Genomic DNA, 19089 nt, shown 5'->3' on the forward strand with positions numbered 1-19089 from the left:
GTTTCTTCAGCGAGCAGGAGTTGAGCTATGAACAGCATGACCTATAAGGGCTATGCGGCCCGAGTCGAGTTTGATGAGCGGGACGACATCTTCGTCGGCCGGGTGTTGGGTGTGCGTGACATCATCAGCTTTCACGCCGATTCAGTGGCCGAGCTGCGCGCCGGGTTTGCTGCCGCTGTTGAGGATTATTTGGCGGACTGTGGCCCGCCGACTTGACTGAAGTTCACTGTCCGGAACAAGCGTTCCGGCAGCGTCCTTGTTGTTTTTGCCCTTCAAAACGTCGGCGGGGTAATCACCCATATCACCACCGCGTCCACCTCGCCGGGGTTGCCGTAGCGATGGGGTTCCTGGCTGGAAAAACTGAAACTGTCGCCTTCGTTGAGCTGGAAATGGCGCTCGCCAACCCACAACTCGAAACTGCCGCTGAGCAGGTAGCCGGCTTCTTCGCCTTCATGGCTATAGCTTTGCTGGCTGTAAGTGCCTGGTGGAAAGCGCGAATGCAGGATCTCCAGCTGGCGGTTGGGCTGCGGGGTCAGCAATTGGTCGACGATGCCGTCTTCGTAATGCACGCTCATCCGGCTGTGCTTGCGGACCACATAACCGCTGTCCTCGGGGGCCGTGCTGGCTTCGCTGGCGAAGAACCACTGGATGGTCACGCCCAGGCTGCGGGCGATGTTGAACAGCGCCGGGATCGACGGGTAGGCCAGGTTGCGTTCCAGCTGGCTGATGTAGCCCGCTGTCAGCTCGCTCATGTCTGCCAGCGCGGCCAGGGTCATGCCCCGGCGTTTGCGCAGGCCGCGAATGCGCGTGCCGAGGAAGTGCGGCCCTGCGGCAGCGGGCTGACTGGCGGGCGCGCTGGCAGGCGGCAGGTTGCTGCTGTTGCTCATTGCGTGCTCCGAAACGGACGGTGCCCGAGCGGGTTGAAACCCTCGGGCCTGATGGCTGGCAAAGGCCGGGAGTATAGAGCAGCCTCAGAGGTCCCACGCAACCCTCAAGCCTTCATAAATCGCTTCTTCGGCGGTGCGCGGTGCCAGGCAGTCGCCGATCCGCCGGAACTCCACCAGCCCTTGCAGTTCCGCACCGAGGGTATCCACCGGCTGATGGCCCTGGCACAGCACCAGCGTGTCGATGTCTTCGAAAATGATCGGCTCGGCGCTGGCGGTATGCTGCATGTACACGGCGCTGTCATCGCAGCCGTAAAGGCGGGCGTAAGGTGTGATGGGAATGCCCGACTTGTGCAGTTCGCCGGCCAATTGATCGCGCACGTACAGTGGCAGGTTTTCTCCACAATGGGTGCCATTGACCGCCAGTTGTACCTGATGGCCGGCACGCACCAGGCGTTCGGCGATGCCAGGGCCAATCCAGTCGCACCGCCAGTCGACCACCAGCACCGAGCGTCCCGGCGTGACCTCGTCGCGCAGTACCTGCCAGGCATCCACCACGTGCAGGTCGCCACCCCGTTCGAAGGTCGGCCAGTAGGGTTCGGCGCCAGTTGCAACAATCACCAGGTCCGGCCGTTCGCGTTCGACCAGCGCCCGGTCGACGCGGGTATTGCACACCACGCGTACGCCAGCCAGGTGCATTTCCCGCTGCAGGTTGGTGCTGGCGCCGCCGAATTCGCTGCGCCGCGGCAGCAGTTGCGCCAGCAGGATTTGCCCGCCGAGCTGTGCACCGGCTTCGTAGAGTGTGACCTCGTGCCCGCGTGCGGCGGCGACGGCGGCCGCCTTCATCCCGGCCGGGCCGCCGCCGGCGATCAGGATGCGCTTGCGGTTGGTCGTCGCGTGCAGCTTGCCGAAAATCAGCTCGCGACCGGTCTCCGGATGCTGGATGCAGGAAATCGGCAAGCCTTTGTGAAAGTGCCCGATGCACGCCTGATTGCAGGCGATGCACGCGCGCACATCCTCGCTGCGTCCGGCATTGGATTTGTTTGGCATCTGCGGGTCGCAGATCAGGGCGCGGGTCATGCCGCAGACATCGGCCTGGCCACGGGCAATGATCAGCTCGGCTTCTTGCGGCTGATTGATGCGCCCGGTGACGAACAGCGGAATCGACAGGCTGGCCTTGAACGTCCCGGCCTCCTTGGCCAGGTAGGCCGCTTCGATGGCCATCGGCGGCACGATATGCACCGCACCGCCCAACGATGCCGACGTGCCGGCGACGATGTGCACGTAATCCAGTTGCTGCTGCAATGACTTGACCGCCGCCAGCGACTCGTCTTCGGTCAGGCCTTCGGGGTCGCGCTCATCGGCACTGATGCGCAAGCCGATGATGAACTGCTCATCGGTGTTGGCGCGGACCGCCGCAATGACTTCGCGCAAAAACCGCAGGCGCTGTTGCAGGTCGCCGTTGTAGCCGTCAGTGCGCCGGTTGACCCGCGGGTTGATGAATTGTGCGGGCAGGTAACCATGGCTGGCGACCACTTCCACGCCGTCCAGCCCGGCCTGGTATAAACGCCGGGCCGCCGCGCCATAACCGGCGACGATCTCGTCGATCATGGCTTGATCCAGCGCGCGCGGCATGACCCGAAAACGCTCGTTGGGTACCGCCGAAGGCGAGTAGGCGACGGCCAGCAAGCCATCGCTGGACTCCATGATTTCCCGGCCCGGATGGAAAATCTGCGAGAGCACCACCGTGCCATGGGCATGACAGGTGTCGGCCAGCTGTCGATAACCGTCGATGCAGGCGTCATCGGTGGCCATCAGCACATGGGAGGTGTAGCGCGCACTGTCATGCACCCCGGCAACCTGCAGCACGATCAGCCCGACGCCGCCTTCGGCACGCGCCCGGTGATAGGCGATCAGTTGCTCGTTGACCAGGTTGTCGGTCGGCATCGAAGTGTCGTGGCCGCTGGACATGATGCGGTTCTTGAGACGCTTGCCACGGATCTGCAGCGGTTCGAACAGGTGCGCGAACGCTGGGGTGGAAGTCGGCATGGTGCGATACTCCAGGCGAGCCGAAGCTGGAAAAACAGGGGGTTCGGCGTTGTTATTATTTCGCTATAGAAATTTACCCTCAGTAAAAAATCAACTTGTTTTTTTAATGGCGGATAAATAGATTGGGACGTCGAGTCCTATTCTTCGCGCAGACGATCAGCCCAGAGAGCAGAAACAATGAATGAAATTGCACATCCGGCGGCTGGCGCTGCCGAGCAGGTTTCCAGCGAGCAACTTGTTACAGAGCGACGTCTTACCGAAGAACGCCTGCGCCGGGAGCTGGCTGCGTGTTATCGGTTGATCGCGCACTTTCGCATGAGTGACCTGATTTTCACCCACATCTCGGTGCGTCTGCCGGGGCCCGAGCATCACTTCCTGATCAACCCCTATGGGCTGATGTTCGACGAAATCACCGCCTCCAGCCTGGTCAAGATCGACCTCGACGGCCGTGCGGTGGAGCCGTCGCCGTATCCGGTCAACCCGGCGGGTTTCGTGATTCACAGCGCCATCCACCGTGCCCGCGAAGATGCACAGTGTGTGCTGCATACCCACACCCGGGCCGGGTGCGCGGTGGCGGCGTTGAAGTGCGGGTTGTTGCCGGTGAATCAGATCTCCATGGAGTTCTACGAACGGGTCGCTTACCACGACTATGAGGGCGTGGCGCTGGATCTGGGCGAGCAGCAGCGACTGGTGCATGACCTGGGTGACAAGACGGTGTTGATGCTGCGCAACCACGGTTTGTTGACCGTTGGAGCAAGCATCGGCCAGGCGTTTCTGCGCATGTACTACCTGGAAAAAGCCTGCGAGATCCAATTGGCGGCGCAGGCCTGCGGCGAACTGGTGCTGCCACCGGCGGCCGTTTGCGAGCACACCGAGCGCCAGTTCAACGAGCCGGGTCGGCCATTGGCGGAGGGCGAGCTGAACGATCCGGATGCCATGCAGTTGGCATGGTCGGCGCTGTTGCGGTTGGCGGATCGAGTGGCGCCGGGTTATCGCGATTGAGCGCAATGCCCTGAGGCGGGGGGCTTGCTCCAATGCCAGTCAGTTAAGTGAAAGGTGTGCCCCCTGTAGGAGCGAGCTTGCTCGCGATGGACGTTAACGATAACGCGTGTTTTCTGAACAAACGCGCCACTCTTGAGTCCATCGCGAGCAAGGTCGCTCCTACAGAGATGCTGTACAGTTGTTCAGCTCAGTGGCCGCAAAAGACCGGCCCAACGACTGTTCCAAGGAGATCGATGCCCATGACCCAGGAAGCCCGCTTTTCCCGAATGGAGCCGGAGTTGCGCAAGGCCAACCTGATCGAGGCAACGCTGGTGTGCCTCAAGCGCCATGGCTTCCAGGGGGCTTCGATCCGCAAGATCTCGGCTGAAGCGGGGGTGTCGGTCGGGTTGATCAGCCATCACTACTCCGGCAAGGACGAACTGGTGGCCGAAGCCTATCGGGCGGTCACCGGGCGAGTCATGAGCCTGTTACGCGACGCCATGGAGCAAGCCGCACCGAATGCCCGTGAGCGTTTGTCGGCATTTTTTCGTGCCTCGTTCTCCGCCGAACTGCTGGACCCGCAACTGCTGGATGCCTGGCTGGCGTTCTGGGGCGCGGTCAAGACCGCCGAGGCGATCAATCTCGCCCATGAGCATTCCTATGGCGAATACCGCAGCGAGTTGCGCAAGGTGCTCAACGATCTGGCCCGGCAGGAGGGTTGGGAGGCTTTCGATGCGGACCTTGCCGCCATCAGCCTGAGCGCGCTGCTCGATGGCTTGTGGCTGGAGTCGGGACTCAACCCCGGCACCTTCACCCCGAGCCAGGGCATGCAGATTTGCGAAGCCTGGGTCGATGGTTTGCAGGCCGGCGGTCGCCAGCGTTTCAGTTTGCAGACAGAGGGCTGTTGATCGATCGTTCAGCTATAGCTACTCTCTGCCGCTCAAGCGAAACAGATTCTAATAAGAAACATGCCCATCGGGCTTATGCAGGAACACCAAGCGATGACTCCTCGGGTACTGATCGTCGACGACGATTTGCTGATTCGCGAACTCCTTCACGCCTATCTTTCGCAAGAAGGTTACGACGTGCATTGCGCCGCGACGGCGGAACTGGCCGAAACTTTTCTGGCGACCAACACGGTCGACCTGGTGATGCTGGACATCCGCCTGCCGGGCAAGGATGGCCTGACCCTGACCCGCGAGCTGCGGGTGCGCTCGGAAGTCGGGATCATCCTGATTACCGGGCGCAATGACGAAATCGACCGCATCGTCGGCCTCGAATGCGGCGCTGACGATTACGTGATCAAACCCCTCAACCCGCGTGAACTGGTGTCGCGGGCCAAAAACCTGGTGCGCCGGGTGCGCCATGCCCAGTTGCAGCAGCCGGCGCCGGCGCTGCGTCAGGTCAAACAGTTTGCTGCCTGGGGACTGGACACCGATCGCCGCCGCCTGATCGATGATGCCGGGGGCGAAACCCTGCTGACCCAGGGGGAATTCCAGTTGCTCAGTGTCTTCCTGCGCAACAGCGGGCATACCTTGAGCCGCGATCAGTTGATGGATCAGATCCGCAACCGTGAATGGGTACCCAACGACCGCTCCATCGACGTGCTGGTCGGGCGCTTGCGGCGCAAGTTGCATGACGACCCTGCCGAGCCGCAACTGATCATTACCATCCATGGCGCCGGTTATTTGTTCACCGCCAGCGTGGCTGCCTGAACCCTATGTGGCGACTGCTCGGGTTACTGCTGGCACTGACCGGCACATCGGTGGCGGCCGAGACCCTTCGCTACTGCGATTATCCGGTCTACCCACCGATTTCCTGGAGCGACGGCAAACAGGTGCGCGGCCTGGCGCCCAGTGTGGTGAAGACGTTATTTGGCAACCTGGGGTACGAGGTCGAGATCGTCGTGCTGGGCAACTGGAAGCGCTGCCTGCTGGACGCCGCCGAAGGCCGGGTCGACGTGGTCCTGGCCTACAGCACGGCGCAGCGCGAACAGAGCATGCGCTTCTCGACGGTACCGGTGTTGCGTGAAGAGGTCGCGGTGTTCTTCAACCGCCAACACCCGGTGAAGTTCGAACGGCTTGAAGACCTCGGCAACTACCGCGGCGGCCTGCTGTTTGGTGAAAGCTATGGCCTGGACTTCGATCGCTTCGTCGCCCGGCACGGCAATATCGAATGGGTCTCCGACAGTCGACAGAACTTCGGCAAGCTGATTCGCGGCAGAATCGACTTCATCACCCATGAGCGGCGCACCGGGCAGCTGTTCGTGGAAAACCTGCCGGGTGCCGCCGACATCCAGGCGTTGCCCCAGTCATTGAACGTCGACTATTTGCGGGTCGCCGTATCGCGCCGCTCCACGCTGGCCGAGCGCATGCCCGCGATCGACGCCGAACTGCAGCGGATGGTTGACGCGGGCGAGATCGAACGCTGGTTGAGCGAGAGTGAAGCCACCTATCGCGACATGATCAAGCTGCCGGCGGACACGCCATGAGCCGCGCCAGCCCCGGCGGCCTGTTGCGCCGCCTGCTGCTGTTCATCCTGCTGTTCAGCCTGTGCTTCACCATTCTCGCCAGCACCGTGCAGCTGTATTTCGAGTACCGCCGTGAAATGCGCGATATCGATTCGCGCATGGAGTTGATCCGCGCCGGCTACCTGGCCAGCCTGGAACGCAGCCTCTGGGATCTGAACCAGGAGCAGTTGAATGTGCAACTGCGCGGCCTGGTGGATTTTTCCGATGTGGCCCGGGTGCATTTGCGCAGTCCCGATTTCGATCTGCTGCAAGGCAGCCCCGCGCCGGCCGGCCCCCTGCGCATCGAGCGTTTCCAGCTCAATTACCAGCCGCCGTCCGGCCCGTCGCGGCATCTGGGCGAGCTGGAAGTCAGTACCGACCTGGACGCGGTGTATCGCCGGTTGTACGCCACCGGCCTGACCAGCCTGTTATGGATGAGCGTGTTCCTCTGCGGGCTGGCGGTGGCGCTGTCGGGGTTGTTCTACCGGCTGGTGACTCGGCATTTGCAGGTGATGGCCGATTTCGCCCGGCGCATTGCCGCCGGTGACTGGCATGAACCTTTGCGCCTGGACAAAAGCAGCACCGGCCGCGAAGACGAAATCGATACCGTGGCTCACGCCCTGGATGACATGCGCCGGGCGATTCTCAGCGATATCCACCGCCGCGAAGTCGACCGCCTGGCGCTGCAGGACAAACGCGACGAACTGCAGAAAATGGTCGAGCGGCGCACGGCCAGCCTGCTGCGCGCCAAGGATGAGGCCGAAGCGGCCAACCTCGCCAAGTCGCGCTTCCTCGCCACCATGAGCCATGAACTGCGCACGCCACTCAATGGCATTCTCGGCATGGCCCAATTGCTGCGCGGCGCCAGCCTCGACGAGCGCGATGGCAAACGCCTGGAAGCGCTGTACAAAGCCGGCGAAGGTCTGCTGACGATTCTCAACGAAGTGCTGTATTTCGCCCGGCTGGAGGAGGGCGAAAGCCATCCGGAGCAGGTCGACTTCTCGCTCAGGCAACTGCTCGATGAGGTACTGACGCTGCTGGAACCGCGAGGGTTGAGCAATGGCACGCAACTGCAGTGTCGGGTTGATCCGCAGGTCGACGATCGTTGTCGTGGCGCCGAGCAGTTTTTACGTCAGGTGTTGAGTAACCTGTTGGCCAACGCCATCAAGTTCACCGAGGCCGGACACATCAGCGTCGACGTCGCGCTACTGGCCGCGGGCGACCCGGCCACAGGGCAACGCCTGCGGTTCAGCGTGACCGACAATGGCATCGGCATCGCGGCGTCGGTGCAGGAAAAGATCTTCGAGCGCTTCACCCAGGCCAGCGAAGACGTGGCCCAGCGTTATGGCGGTACCGGGCTGGGACTCGCCATCAGTAAACACCTGGTGCAGTTGCTCGGCGGGCGCATCGGAGTCGACAGCCAGGAAGGGCAGGGCAGTTGCTTCTGGTTTGAGCTGACGCTGCAACCGGCTTTGGCCGCGGCGCCTGTCACGCGCGCCACTTCACCGGTTCAGCCGCTGGGCATTCTGGTGGTCGAAGACGTGGCGCTGAACCGCGAGGTGGTCAGCGGCCTGTTGGAACGCGACGGGCATCGGGTCAGCCTCGCGGAAGATGCCGAGCAAGCGCTGGAACTCTGCCGCCGGCACTCCTTCGAGCTGATTCTGCTCGATGTGCATCTGCCGGGCATGAGTGGCGTCGAACTGAGCAAGCTGATCCGCCGCACACCGGGGCCCAATCAACACAGCCGGATCTTCGCCCTGACTGCCAGCGTGCAGCCGGCGCTGGTGCGCGGTTATCTGGATGCCGGCATGCAAGGCATTCTCGCCAAGCCGCTGAAGCTCGACAACCTGCGCCAGGCACTGGCCGGTGAACGGCCGATGCCCGAGCCGGCAGCGGACACTCATCCGCTGGGCGGGCAACTGATGGACTGGCAGTTGCTGCACACCCATCGCAGCTTGCTCGGCGAGCAGAAACTTCAGGGTTTGCTGGGGGTGTTGCGCGACTCGATTGCCCAGCACCGCGTGGCGCTGCTCGAAGCCATCGAAGCCGGTGACTGTACCGAGGTTGCGCATCTGGCCCACCGTTTGGCCGGGAGTAGTGACTCGCTGGGCTTTTGCGCCTTGGCCGAGGTCTTGCGCGCCCTGGAAGTGGCGGCACTTGTCAACGACACGGCGGCGGTGCAAGCGCTGGTGCCGAGGTTTCATGGGGTGTTGCAGGGTTCGCAAGCGGTACTGGCGGACGTGTTGCACGCCTGACGTACAAAATCGTTACGACTTTGTACAACTTTGATCTTCAGCTTCAACGCGAACTTACATGGCTTTCCAATAATCGGCACAACCGCGCTTGACGCGGTCTTCGAAGCTTATTGGAGATAATAATAATGAACTGCCGTAAAGCTGATCTTTCCCCGCGCGATGACCTCCTGTCATCCGCCGCGCACCTCGCCCAGTCTTGAGAGGTGCTGCCATGAGCGAATCTATCGAACGTAAAGGCATCCAACTGACCCGAGCCTTGAAAAGCCGGCACATTTTCATGCTGTCGCTGGGCGGGGTGATTGGCACCGGGTTGTTCATGGGCTCGGGCGTCACCATCAACCAGGGCGGGCCGATGGGGGCGATCCTGGCTTACCTGGTGGCCGGCTTCCTGATGTACCTGGTGATGGTCTGCCTCGGCGAGCTGTCGGTGCAGATGCCGGTGTCCGGCTCGTTCCAGACCCATGCGACAAAGTACATCGGGCCCGCCACCGGGTTCATGATCGGCTGGGTGTACTGGATGAGCTGGGCGACCACGGTCGGCCTGGAGTTCACCGCGGCGGGCATGTTGATGGTGCGCTGGTTTCCGAGCATTCCCATCTGGTATTGGTCGGCCCTGTTCGTGGTGGTGCTGTTCGGGTTGAACGCCCTGGCCACTCGCGCCTTCGGTGAAGCGGAATACTGGTTCTCCGGGATCAAGGTGGCGGCGATCCTCGGTTTTATCATCGTGGGGGTCCTGGTGATTTTCGGCGCGATACCGCTGACCAGCGGCGCCCCGGCGCCGATGATGACCAACCTGATCGGCGACTCGCTGTTCCCCAACGGTCTATCGGCGGTGTTCGCGGTGATGATGACGGTGGTCTACGCCTTTCAGGGCTGCGAAATCATGGGCGTTGCCGCCGGCGAAACCGACCAGCCGGAAAAGAGCATCCCCAAGGCGGTGCGCAACGTGGTGTTCCGGGTGCTGATCTTCTATGTGCTCGCCATCGTGGTGCTGTCGGCCATCGTTCCATGGCAGCAGGCCGGGTTGATGGAAAGTCCGTTCGTGCAGGTGTTCGACATGGTCGGCATTCCTTACGCCGCCGACTTGATGAACTTCGTGATCCTCACTGCGATTCTCTCGGTGGGTAACTCCGGCCTGTATGCCTCGACGCGGATCCTCTGGGCCATGTCGAAAACCGGCATGGCCCCGAAAAGCCTCGCGCCCTTGAGTTCTCGCGGCGTGCCGTTGCGGGCGCTGAGCATCACCCTGTGCTTTGCCCTGGTGTCGCTGCTGACCAGCTTCATTGCCGCCGACACCCTGTTCATGGTGCTGATGGCCGTCAGCGGCATGGCCGGTACCGTGACCTGGATCGTGATCGCGCTGGCGCAGTATAAATTCCGTCGCGCCTTCATCCGGGAAGGCGGCCAGCTCAGCGACCTGAAATACCGCGCACCGTGGTTCCCGTTCCTGCCGCTGCTGTGCATCGCCTTGTGCTGCTCGCTGTTCGTATTCCTGGCGCTGGACGAGACGCAGCGTCCGTCGCTGTATTGGGGTTTTGGTTTTATTGCCCTGTGCTATGGCGCTTACTTCCTGACCAACCGCAAGCGCCAGGCTGATATGGCGCAGACGGTGCCGACGGTTTAAGCCGGCAAAACACTGTAGGAGCAGCCGGTCGCCCCCCTGTAGGGGCTGGCTTGCCAGCGAAGGCGGCGTGTCAGTCGACACATGTATTGGCTGATAGACCGCCTTCGCTGGCAAGCCAGCTCCTACAGGGATCTCCTCGACCTCAAGCCCCCCCGTATTCAGTTGTTCGAAGATGTAACAGTTTTTCCGAAGGTATCTGTGATTCCTAATTAATCTGTTTAAAAACAACAAGTTATACAGATTATACGGCTGTTACAAACACCCAGGCCACAGGATTGCCGTCTTACTGAACACTCGTTTAGTATGGTCGCCATGTCGCTCCCTCCCTCATGCCAAACACAACAATTCGAGGACTCGTATGACTACTCAATCTTCTCTGCTCAGTCAGGTCGAAGCGGGTGTTGCCTGGATCACGCTCAACCGTGCCGCGCAACGCAACGCGCTGGACATTCCGACACTGAAAAGCCTTCACGCCTTGCTCGACCAATACAACGTCGATCCGGCGGTGCGAGTGATCGTGCTGACCGCGACCGGCCGCAGTTTCTGCGCCGGTGCCGACCTCGCCGAATGGGCCGAAGCCGAGGCCCGCGGTGCGCTGGAAAGCTACGGCTGGACGGAAACCGCCCACGCCATGATGAGCCGTCTGTACAGCCTCGATAAACCGACCATTGCCGCGATCAACGGCACCGCCGTCGGCGCCGGGATGGATTTGACCCTGTGCTGCGACTTGCGGGTCGCCGCGCAGTCCGCCCGGTTCAAGGCCGGATACACCAGCATGGCCTATTCGCCGGACGCCGGTGCCAGCTGGCATCTGCCACGGCTGATCGGCACCGAGCAGGCCAAGCGCCTGCTGTTCCTCGATGAACTCTGGAGTGCCGAGCGCGCCCTGGCGGCCGGCCTGGTCAGCGAAGTCTGCGCCGATGAACAACTGCCAAGCGTGGTGGGCGAACTGGCCGCGCGCCTGGCCAGCGGCCCGACCTTCGCGTTTGCCCAGACCAAGCAACTGATGCGTGAAGGCGCCCGGCGCAGCCTGCCGGAACAACTGAGCGCGGAACTCGCCGCCGGTTTGCTTTGCGGTCGCAGTGTCGATGGCGCCGAGGCCTTGCGCGCAGCGATGGAAAAACGTCCGCCTGCCTTTGTCGGTAAATAAGCTTGGCCAATAAATCCGGCATCGCAGCCCTCGAATAAAAACGATTATCGAAGAACAGGTAGCGTTATGAATTTCCAGCTGACCCAAGAACAAGACATGTTGGTGGACGCGGTACGCAGTTTTGTCGCCAAGGAACTGCTGCCCCATGAAGAAGCGGTGGATCGTGCCGATGAAGTGTCGCCGGAACTCGCCGCGCAGATTCGCGGCAAGGCAGTGGCGGCGGGTTTCTATGCCTTCAACATGCCTGAAGAAGTCGGCGGAGGCGGGCTCGACTACCTGTCCCAGGCCTTGATCGAACGCGAACTGTCCAAGGTGTCGTGGGCGCTGCATGTGTTCGTCGCACGCCCGTCGAAAATCCTCATGGCCTGCACCGGCCAGCAGATCCAGGACTATTTGCTGCCGTGCATCCAGGGCGAAAAGATCGACTGCTTCGCCCTCACCGAACCGGGTGCCGGCTCCGATGCCAATGCGATCAAGACCCGTGCCGTGCGCGACGGCGACGACTTTGTGTTGAACGGCAGCAAGCACTTCATCAGCCATGCCGGCCACGCCGATTTCGCGATTGTCTTCGCCGTGACCGACACCTACGAACACAACGGTCGCCAGCGCAACGCCGTGACCTCGTTCCTGGTCGACCGGGGCACGCCAGGCATGACGATCCGTCGCGGGCCCAAGTGCGTCAGCAACCGCGGTTATCACACCTATGAAATGTTCTTCGACGATTGCCGCGTCCCGGCCTCCAAAGTGCTCGGCGAAGTCGGCAAGGGCTGGGAAGTGGCCAATGCCTGGCTGACCGCCGGGCGGGTGATGGTCGCCGCCAACTGCGTCGGCCAGGCCCAGCGGGCGTTGGACGTTTCGCTGCAATGGGCGGCGGACCGCAAGCAGTTCGGCCAACCCATCGGCACCTATCAAGGGGTGTCGTTCAAGCTGGCCGACATGGCCACGCAAATCCGCGCGGCCGAACTCTTGACCCTGCACACCGCCTGGAAAATGGATCAGGGCAGCATGACCGACGGCGAAGCCGGGATGGCCAAGTTGTTCGCCAGTGAAGTGCTCGGGCGCGTGGCCGACGAAGCGGTGCAGATTTTCGGCGGCATGGGCTTGATGGACGAAGGTCCGGTCGAGCGCATCTGGCGCAACGCCCGGATCGAGCGCATCTGGGAAGGCACCTCGGAGATCCAGCGTCACATTATTTCCCGCGAATTGCTGCGGCCGCTGCTGCGCTGATCAGGTCGGAGAACAGACATGTCCCAACAGATTCGCGACAACCTCAAACGCCTGCTCGCGCCGCGCCACCTGGCATTCATTGGCGGGCGGAGCATGGCCCGTGCGCTCAAGCGATGTGCCGAGGGCGGTTATCAAGGCCAGATGTGGCTGGTCAACCCGCAGCACGACAGCCTCGAAGGCGTGCCCTGTGTGCGTAGCGTAGCGGACCTGCCGTGTGGCCCGGACGCGGTGTTCATCGCCACCAACCGCGAGCTGACCTTGACCTGTGTCGCCGAACTGGCGGCCAGGGGCGCGGGCGGGGCTATTTGCTACGCCTCGGGTTTCGCCGAGACCGGCGCGCAAGGCCAGGCCCTGCAAGACCAGTTGCTCAAGGCGGCTGGCGACATGGCCTTGCTCGGCCCCAACTGCTACGGCTTGCTCGATTACCTGCACAGCTCGGCCCTGTGGCCGGTCGCCCATGGCGGCAAGACCGTGGAGAAGGGCGTTGCGGTGCTGACCCAGAGCGGCAACTTTGCCTACAACCTGTCCATGAGCGACCGCTCGTTGCCGGTGGCCTATATGGCATCAGTCGGCAACCAGGCGCAACTGGGCATCGCCGAGCTGATGGATGTGCTGCTCGACGAGCCGCGCGTCACCGCGATCGGCCTGCATCTGGAAGGCCTGAAAAACGTTCCGGGCTTTGCTCGCGCGGCACACAAGGCGCTGGAAAAAGGCATTCCGATCATTGCGCTGAAAACCGGGGTGTCGCAGATCGGCGCCGAATTGGCCCTCAGCCACACCAGCTCGCTGGCCGGTTCCGATGTGTTGTACGACAGCCTGTTCGAGCGCCTCGGGGTGATTCGCGTCAGCGGTCCGGTGAGCTTTGTCGAAACCCTGAAAGCCGCTGCCTGCGGCAATCTGCCGGCGGGCAACAGCCTGATCGCCCTGGCCTGTTCCGGTGGCGATGCGGGTTTGATTGCCGACTATGCCGAACGCAATGACTTGAGCCTGCCCAAGCTCGATGAAAGCCAGCGGATCGAGCTGGATCAAGTGCTGCCGAGCTACGCCAACCTGGTCAACCCGCTGGATTTCACCACGGCGATCTGGGGTGACCGCGAAGCGCTGGACAAGATGCTCGACAGCGCCCTGCGCACCGCAGCCGACGCCGCGGTACTGGTGCTCGATTACCCCTCGGAGGCCACCGGCGAGCGCAAGGAATGTGACCTGCTGCTGGAGCTGTATTGCGCGGCGTTGAGCCGTCACGGCAAGACCGGTTTCGTCACCTCGGCCTTTCCCGAACTGCTGCCGGCCAGTGCTCGCGAACGTCTGCATGCGCGCGGTGTAGCGGCATTGCAGGGCGTCGAGGATGGCTTGGCGGCGTGGGGGCGGATCGCCGGTTATCAGCGCAAGCGCCTGGCGCTGCTGGCACTCGGTGAGTCGGCGCTGGTGCCGCTGTGCCCGCAAGCGCTGGAAGGCGAGGGGCAACTGCTGGATGAATGGCAATCCAAGCAGGCCTTGCGCGCCTTCGGCCTGCCGACACCGCAAGGCGTGTTGAGCACGCCGGACGAGGCGTTGCACGCGGCGAATTCACTGGGTTATCCACTGGTGCTCAAGGCGGTCAGCGCCGAGCTGCCGCACAAGACCGAAGCCGGTGCCGTGGCCCTGAACCTGCGCGATCCGCAGGCCTTGAGCGACGCCCTGGAGCAGATGCGCGCGCGGATCGCCGACTATGCACCGGGGGTGGCCTTCGATCAGGTGCTGCTGGAGCGCATGGCAACCCCGCCCCTGGCCGAGTTGATCGTGGGGATCAAGCGTGAAACCGGCTTCGGCCTGGCGCTGGTCATCGGCGCCGGGGGGATTCTGGTGGAGCTGCTCAAGGACAGCCGCAGCCTGCTGTTGCCCACCACTGATGGGGCCATTCGCCAGGCGTTGTCGAGCCTGCGCAGCGCCGCCTTGCTGCAAGGGTTTCGTGGTCGCGAAGCCGCGGATCTGGAGGCGCTGGTGGCCGCGATCCGCGCCGTGGCGGACTACGCCTGTGAGAACGCCGGGCAGTTGCTCGAACTCGATGTGAACCCATTGTTGGTCGGTGCCCAAGGCACCACTGCGGTCGATGCGTTGATTCGCCTCGGCCAAGCTTGAGGATCTGAGCATGCAAAGCAAAACCTTGACCGGCGGCCAGACCCTGGTGCGCCTGTTGGCCAATTACGGCGTCGACACTGTGTTCGGCATTCCTGGCGTGCATACCCTGGAGCTGTATCGCGGCTTGCCCGGCAGTGGCATTCGCCATGTGCTGACCCGGCACGAGCAGGGGGCCGGTTTCATGGCCGACGGCTATGCGCGGGTCAACGGCAAGCCGGGGGTGTGCTTCATCATCACCGGCCCCGGCGTGACCAATGCCGCGACCGCGATCGGCCAGGCCTACGCCGACTCGATCCCGATGCTGGTGATTTCCAGCGTCAACCATACGGCCAGCCTGGGCAAAGGTTGGGGTTGCCTGCACGAAACCCAGGATCAGCGCGCCATGACCGCGCCGATCACCGCGTTTTCGGCGGTGGCCTTGAGTGCCGAGGATTTGCCCGAGCTGATCGCCCGCGCTTTCGCGGTGTTCGACAGCGAACGGCCGCGTCCGGTGCATATTTCGGTGCCGCTGGATGTGCTGGCCGCGCCCGTCACGCGTGACTGGAGCAATGAGGTGGTGCGCCGTCCGGGACGCGGCCTGCCGGCGGCCGAGGCGCTGGATCAGGCGGTGGCGAAACTGCAGGCGGCACGCCGGCCGATGATCATCGCCGGCGGCGGTGCGCTGAATGCCGGCCAGGCGCTCGAGGCCTTGAGCACGCGGCTGGGCGCGCCGTTTTTCAGCAGCGTCGCCGGCAAGGGCTTGTTGCCGCCGGATGCGCCGTTGAATGCCGGGTCGACCCTGTGCGTGGAACCGGGCTGGGCGCTGATCGCCGAAGCCGACGTGGTGCTTGCGGTGGGCACCGAGATGGCCGACACCGATTACTGGCGCGAACGTCTGCCGCTGAATGCCGAGCTGCTGCGGGTGGATATCGACTCGCGCAAGTTCAACGATTTCTATCCGTGCACGGTGGCCTTGCAGGGCGATGCGCGGCACACCGTCATGGCCTTGCTGGAGCGCCTGCCTGAATCCGCACGCGACGCGAGCGCTGCCATCCAGGCCGTCGACACTTTGCGCAAAGCGGTGAAGAACGGGCACGGCACCTTGCAGTCGATCCATCAGGCGATCCTCGATCGGGTTTCGGCCGAACTGCCGGACAACGCCTTTATCAGCAGCGACATGACTCAACTGGCCTACACCGGCAACTACGCCTTCAGCAGCCAGGCGCCGCGCAGTTGGCTGCACCCGACCGGCTACGGCACCTTGGGTTATGGCCTGCCGGCGGGTATCGGCGCCAAGTTCGGCGCGCCGGAGCGGCCCGGATTGGTGCTGGTCGGCGACGGTGGTTTTCTCTACACCGCGCAAGAACTGGCAACCGCCGTGGAAGAGCTGGACAGCCCGCTGGTGGTGCTGTTGTGGAACAACGAAGCCCTGGGGCAGATCCGCGACGACATGCTCGGCCTCGACATCGAGCCGATTGGCGTGCTGCCGCGCAACCCGGATTTTGCCGCATTGGGCCGCGCCTTCGGTTGCACCGTGACGCAACCCCGCAGCCTGGACGAACTGCAAACCGACCTGCGTGCCGGCTTCCAACGAAACGGCGTGACCCTGATCGAACTCAAGCACGCCTGTGCGCTGGTCGGTTAAACCCTCAACAAGGAACAAGCCCATGCGTTTTTCCGATCTGACCCAACGTGTCGCCGGTGACGGTGCCGCCGCCTGGGAGATTCATTACCGCGCCCTGGCGCTTCAGGAGCAGGGCCGGGACATTTTGTTGCTGTCGGTGGGCGACCCGGATTTCGATACCCCGGTGCCGATCGTGCAAGCGGCCATCGACAGCCTGCTGGCGGGCCATACCCATTACGCCGAAGTGCGCGGCAAGCGTGCCCTGCGTGAAAGCATCGCCAAACGGCATCGGCAACGCAGCGGCCAACCGGTCGATGCCGACCAGGTGGTGGTGCTGGCCGGCGCGCAATGTGCGCTGTTCAGCGTCGCCCAGTGCGTGCTCAATCCCGGCGATGAAGTGATAGTCGCCGAGCCGATGTACGTCACCTATGAAGCCGTGTTCGGTGCCTGCGGCGCAGTGGTGATTCCAGTACCGGTGCGCTCCGAGAACGGCTTCCGGGTGTTGCCGGAAGACGTCGCCGCCCGCATTACCCCGCGCACTCGCGCGTTGGCGCTCAACAGCCCGCACAACCCGTCCGGCGCCAGCTTGCCGCGCACCACCTGGCAGGCGCTGGCCGAGCTGTGCATTGCCCATGACCTGTGGCTGATTTCCGACGAGGTCTACAGCGAGCTGTTGTTCGAAGGCGAACACGTCAGCCCGGCCAGTCTGCCCGGCATGGCCGAGCGCACCGCGACCCTCAACAGCCTGTCGAAATCCCACGCCATGACTGGTTGGCGCGTCGGCTGGGTGGTCGCGCCACCGTCACTCGCCGGGCATCTGGAAAACCTCGCGCTGTGCATGCTCTACGGCTCCCCGGATTTCATCCAGGACGCCGCGGTCGTCGCGCTGGAGACCCAGCTGCCGGAACTCGAGGCCATGCGCCAGGCCTATCGCCAGCGTCGCGACCTGGTCTGCGAATGCCTGGCCGACTGCCCTGGCGTGCGTGCCCTGAAGCCCGATGGCGGGATGTTCGTGATGGTCGACATCCGCGACACCGGGCTCAGCGCCCAGGCCTTCGCCGACCGCCTGCTGGATCGACACGGCGTCTCGGTGCTGGCCGGTGAAGCGTTCGGCCCGAGTGCCGCCGGGCACATTCGCCTGGGGCTGGTGGTGGGCACCGAACCCCTGCGCGATGCCTGCCAGCGGATTGTCCGCTGCGCCAATGAGTTGATGGAGGGGCGGGGCGATGCGTAATTACAGCAGGCTGTTTATGGATGGCGCCTGGCACCTGCCTTCCGGCCAGGGCCTGGCCGAGGTGATCAACCCGGCCACTGAACAGGTCGCAGGCTCCGTGCCGTTGGGCGACGAGCGTGACGTTGATCGCGCTGTGGCCGCGGCCCGACGGGCCTTTGGATCATGGTCGCGCACCTCGTCCAGCGTCCGCGCGGCGTATATCCGCGCACTGGTCGAGCAGCTGCGAGCGCGGGCGGACGAAATGGCGCAGGTGATCACCGCCGAGCTCGGCATGCCGGTGCAGTGGTGTCGCTCGGTGCAGGTTGAGGGACCGATCGCCGGGCTGGAACACTACGTCGAAATCGCCGGGTTGATGGATGAGGTGCGCGAGGTCGGCAACTCCCTGGTGATTCGCGAGGCGGTGGGTGTCTGTGCCTTCATCAATCCGTGGAATTACCCGCTGCACCAGTTGATCGGCAAGCTCGCGCCGGCACTGGCGGCCGGCTGCACGGTGGTGGTCAAGCCGAGCCAGGAAACCCCGCTGCATGCCTTCCTGCTGGCGGAAATGATCGAGGCCATCGGTCTGCCGGCGGGGGTGTTCAACCTGGTCAGCGGGCCCGGTTCCAAGGTCGGTGAAGCCTTGGCCAGGCACCCGGATGTCGACATGATCTCGTTCACCGGCTCCACCGGCGCCGGCGTCCGCGTGGCCCAGGCGGCAGCGCCTTCGGTCAAGCGGGTGTGCCTGGAACTGGGCGGCAAGTCGCCGCTGCTGATCGGCGAAGATGCCGATCTGGCGGCAGCGGTGCGCTACGGCGTGCAGGATGTGATGATCAACTCCGGACAGACTTGCACTGCCTTGACCCGCATGCTGCTGCCCGCCAGCCGTTATGCCGAGGCGCTGGAGCTGGCCCTGGCCGAGACCCGAAGCCTGCGCATGGGCGATCCGCTCGACCCGCAGAGTTTCCTTGGCCCGATGTGCTCGGCCGCGCAACGGCGCACCGTGCGTGATTACATTCAAGTCGGTCGGCAAGAGGGCGCGCGGCTGCTGTGTGGCGGTGAATCGGCCGACGAGTTCGAGCGCGGGTTTTACCTCAAGCCGACGCTGTTTGCCGACGTCGACAATCGGATGCGCATCGCCCAGGAAGAAATCTTCGGCCCGGTGCTGTGCCTGATCCCCTATGCGGATGAAGCCCAGGCCATCCAGATCGCCAACGACTCGCCGTTCGGCCTGTCCAGCGGCGTATGGGCCGGTAGCGCCGAGCGTGCACTCGGGCTGGCGCGGCAGCTGCGCGCCGGGCAGTGCTTTATCAACGGCGCGGCGTTCAACTATCAGGCGCCGTTTGGCGGCTATAAACAGTCAGGCAATGGTCGCGAATGGGGTGAAGAAGGGCTGGCCGAGTTTGTCGAGGTGAAAGCGATGCAGCTGTGATCTCGCCATGAGCGCGGGCGGGCCGCAGGCCCGCATGGCGTTATACC

General features: G+C 63.5%; 15 protein-coding genes. 13 read left to right on the forward strand and 2 right to left on the reverse strand.

Annotated features, from left to right (window positions below; all coding sequences use genetic code 11):
* The first annotated feature begins 27 nt into the window (after positions 1-27).
* Entirely contained in the window at positions 28-216 is a 189-nt protein-coding gene (locus ELQ88_RS13510; protein WP_228761606.1) for a type II toxin-antitoxin system HicB family antitoxin, read from the forward strand.
* A 56-nt stretch (positions 217-272) separates the two neighbouring features.
* Here the strand turns inward: ELQ88_RS13510 and ELQ88_RS13515 are convergent, their stop codons facing one another.
* Both ELQ88_RS13515 and ELQ88_RS13520 read right to left on the reverse strand, forming a co-directional pair.
* On the reverse strand, positions 273-887 hold the full coding sequence (locus tag ELQ88_RS13515; protein WP_128869940.1) for a cupin domain-containing protein: 615 nt from the start codon (positions 885-887) through the stop codon (positions 273-275).
* An 84-nt stretch (positions 888-971) separates the two neighbouring features.
* On the reverse strand, positions 972-2933 hold the full coding sequence (locus ELQ88_RS13520) for an FAD-dependent oxidoreductase (RefSeq protein WP_138965630.1): 1962 nt from the start codon (positions 2931-2933) through the stop codon (positions 972-974).
* Positions 2934-3110: 177 nt separating this feature from the next.
* Between ELQ88_RS13520 and ELQ88_RS13525 the strand changes: the two genes are divergently transcribed.
* The 12 genes from ELQ88_RS13525 (at position 3111) to ELQ88_RS13580 (ending at position 19042) form a co-directional block, all read left to right on the forward strand.
* Positions 3111-3935, forward strand: a complete 825-nt coding sequence (locus ELQ88_RS13525) for a class II aldolase/adducin family protein (RefSeq protein ID WP_128869938.1) — start codon at positions 3111-3113, stop codon at positions 3933-3935.
* A gap of 239 nt (positions 3936-4174) precedes the next feature.
* Positions 4175-4822 (forward strand): TetR family transcriptional regulator C-terminal domain-containing protein, encoded by a 648-nt coding sequence (locus tag ELQ88_RS13530; RefSeq protein WP_128869937.1) that lies wholly within the window; start codon positions 4175-4177, stop codon positions 4820-4822.
* Positions 4823-4915: 93 nt separating this feature from the next.
* Positions 4916-5629 (forward strand): response regulator, encoded by a 714-nt coding sequence (locus tag ELQ88_RS13535; RefSeq protein ID WP_138965632.1) that lies wholly within the window; start codon positions 4916-4918, stop codon positions 5627-5629.
* A 5-nt stretch (positions 5630-5634) separates the two neighbouring features.
* Positions 5635-6405 carry a transporter substrate-binding domain-containing protein gene (locus tag ELQ88_RS13540; protein WP_138965635.1) on the forward strand — a complete coding sequence of 257 codons (771 nt, stop codon included), beginning with the start codon at positions 5635-5637 and terminating at the stop codon, positions 6403-6405.
* Positions 6402-8678 (forward strand): ATP-binding protein, encoded by a 2277-nt coding sequence (locus tag ELQ88_RS13545; RefSeq protein WP_138965637.1) that lies wholly within the window; start codon positions 6402-6404, stop codon positions 8676-8678. Before ELQ88_RS13540 ends, ELQ88_RS13545 begins: the two co-directional genes overlap by 4 nt.
* Positions 8679-8889: 211 nt before the next feature.
* Positions 8890-10302 carry an amino acid permease gene (locus tag ELQ88_RS13550; RefSeq protein WP_128869934.1) on the forward strand — a complete coding sequence of 471 codons (1413 nt, stop codon included), beginning with the start codon at positions 8890-8892 and terminating at the stop codon, positions 10300-10302.
* A gap of 358 nt (positions 10303-10660) precedes the next feature.
* Positions 10661-11452 carry an enoyl-CoA hydratase-related protein gene (locus ELQ88_RS13555; RefSeq protein WP_128871510.1) on the forward strand — a complete coding sequence of 264 codons (792 nt, stop codon included), beginning with the start codon at positions 10661-10663 and terminating at the stop codon, positions 11450-11452.
* A 66-nt stretch (positions 11453-11518) separates the two neighbouring features.
* Entirely contained in the window at positions 11519-12679 is a 1161-nt protein-coding gene (locus ELQ88_RS13560) for an acyl-CoA dehydrogenase family protein (RefSeq protein ID WP_138965639.1), read from the forward strand.
* An 18-nt stretch (positions 12680-12697) separates the two neighbouring features.
* Positions 12698-14797 (forward strand): acetate--CoA ligase family protein, encoded by a 2100-nt coding sequence (locus ELQ88_RS13565; RefSeq protein ID WP_138965641.1) that lies wholly within the window; start codon positions 12698-12700, stop codon positions 14795-14797.
* 10 nt (positions 14798-14807) lie between these two features.
* A complete protein-coding gene (locus ELQ88_RS13570) occupies positions 14808-16421 on the forward strand; it encodes a 5-guanidino-2-oxopentanoate decarboxylase (protein ID WP_138965643.1) in 1614 nt (537 codons plus the stop codon).
* Positions 16422-16443: 22 nt separating this feature from the next.
* Positions 16444-17634, forward strand: coding sequence for a pyridoxal phosphate-dependent aminotransferase (locus ELQ88_RS13575; RefSeq protein WP_138965645.1), 1191 nt, complete (start codon positions 16444-16446; stop codon positions 17632-17634).
* Entirely contained in the window at positions 17627-19042 is a 1416-nt protein-coding gene (locus ELQ88_RS13580) for an aldehyde dehydrogenase family protein (protein ID WP_138965647.1), read from the forward strand. Before ELQ88_RS13575 ends, ELQ88_RS13580 begins: the two co-directional genes overlap by 8 nt.
* Positions 19043-19089: the final 47 nt, after the last annotated feature.

Source organism: Pseudomonas sp. MPC6, assembly GCF_006094435.1.
Taxonomy (GTDB): domain Bacteria; phylum Pseudomonadota; class Gammaproteobacteria; order Pseudomonadales; family Pseudomonadaceae; genus Aquipseudomonas.

Excerpts from the sequence above, each read along its gene's own strand:
- ELQ88_RS13510 (WP_228761606.1), top strand. The coding sequence starts at position 28 with ATGAACAGCATGACCTATAAGGGCTATGCGGCCCGAGTCGAGTTTGAT.
- ELQ88_RS13515 (WP_128869940.1), bottom strand. The coding sequence starts at position 887 with ATGAGCAACAGCAGCAACCTGCCGCCTGCCAGCGCGCCCGCCAGTCAG.
- ELQ88_RS13520 (WP_138965630.1), bottom strand. The coding sequence starts at position 2,933 with ATGCCGACTTCCACCCCAGCGTTCGCGCACCTGTTCGAACCGCTGCAG.
- ELQ88_RS13525 (WP_128869938.1), top strand. The coding sequence starts at position 3,111 with ATGAATGAAATTGCACATCCGGCGGCTGGCGCTGCCGAGCAGGTTTCC.
- ELQ88_RS13530 (WP_128869937.1), top strand. The coding sequence starts at position 4,175 with ATGACCCAGGAAGCCCGCTTTTCCCGAATGGAGCCGGAGTTGCGCAAG.
- ELQ88_RS13535 (WP_138965632.1), top strand. The coding sequence starts at position 4,916 with ATGACTCCTCGGGTACTGATCGTCGACGACGATTTGCTGATTCGCGAA.
- ELQ88_RS13540 (WP_138965635.1), top strand. The coding sequence starts at position 5,635 with ATGTGGCGACTGCTCGGGTTACTGCTGGCACTGACCGGCACATCGGTG.
- ELQ88_RS13545 (WP_138965637.1), top strand. The coding sequence starts at position 6,402 with ATGAGCCGCGCCAGCCCCGGCGGCCTGTTGCGCCGCCTGCTGCTGTTC.
- ELQ88_RS13550 (WP_128869934.1), top strand. The coding sequence starts at position 8,890 with ATGAGCGAATCTATCGAACGTAAAGGCATCCAACTGACCCGAGCCTTG.
- ELQ88_RS13555 (WP_128871510.1), top strand. The coding sequence starts at position 10,661 with ATGACTACTCAATCTTCTCTGCTCAGTCAGGTCGAAGCGGGTGTTGCC.
- ELQ88_RS13560 (WP_138965639.1), top strand. The coding sequence starts at position 11,519 with ATGAATTTCCAGCTGACCCAAGAACAAGACATGTTGGTGGACGCGGTA.
- ELQ88_RS13565 (WP_138965641.1), top strand. The coding sequence starts at position 12,698 with ATGTCCCAACAGATTCGCGACAACCTCAAACGCCTGCTCGCGCCGCGC.
- ELQ88_RS13570 (WP_138965643.1), top strand. The coding sequence starts at position 14,808 with ATGCAAAGCAAAACCTTGACCGGCGGCCAGACCCTGGTGCGCCTGTTG.
- ELQ88_RS13575 (WP_138965645.1), top strand. The coding sequence starts at position 16,444 with ATGCGTTTTTCCGATCTGACCCAACGTGTCGCCGGTGACGGTGCCGCC.
- ELQ88_RS13580 (WP_138965647.1), top strand. The coding sequence starts at position 17,627 with ATGCGTAATTACAGCAGGCTGTTTATGGATGGCGCCTGGCACCTGCCT.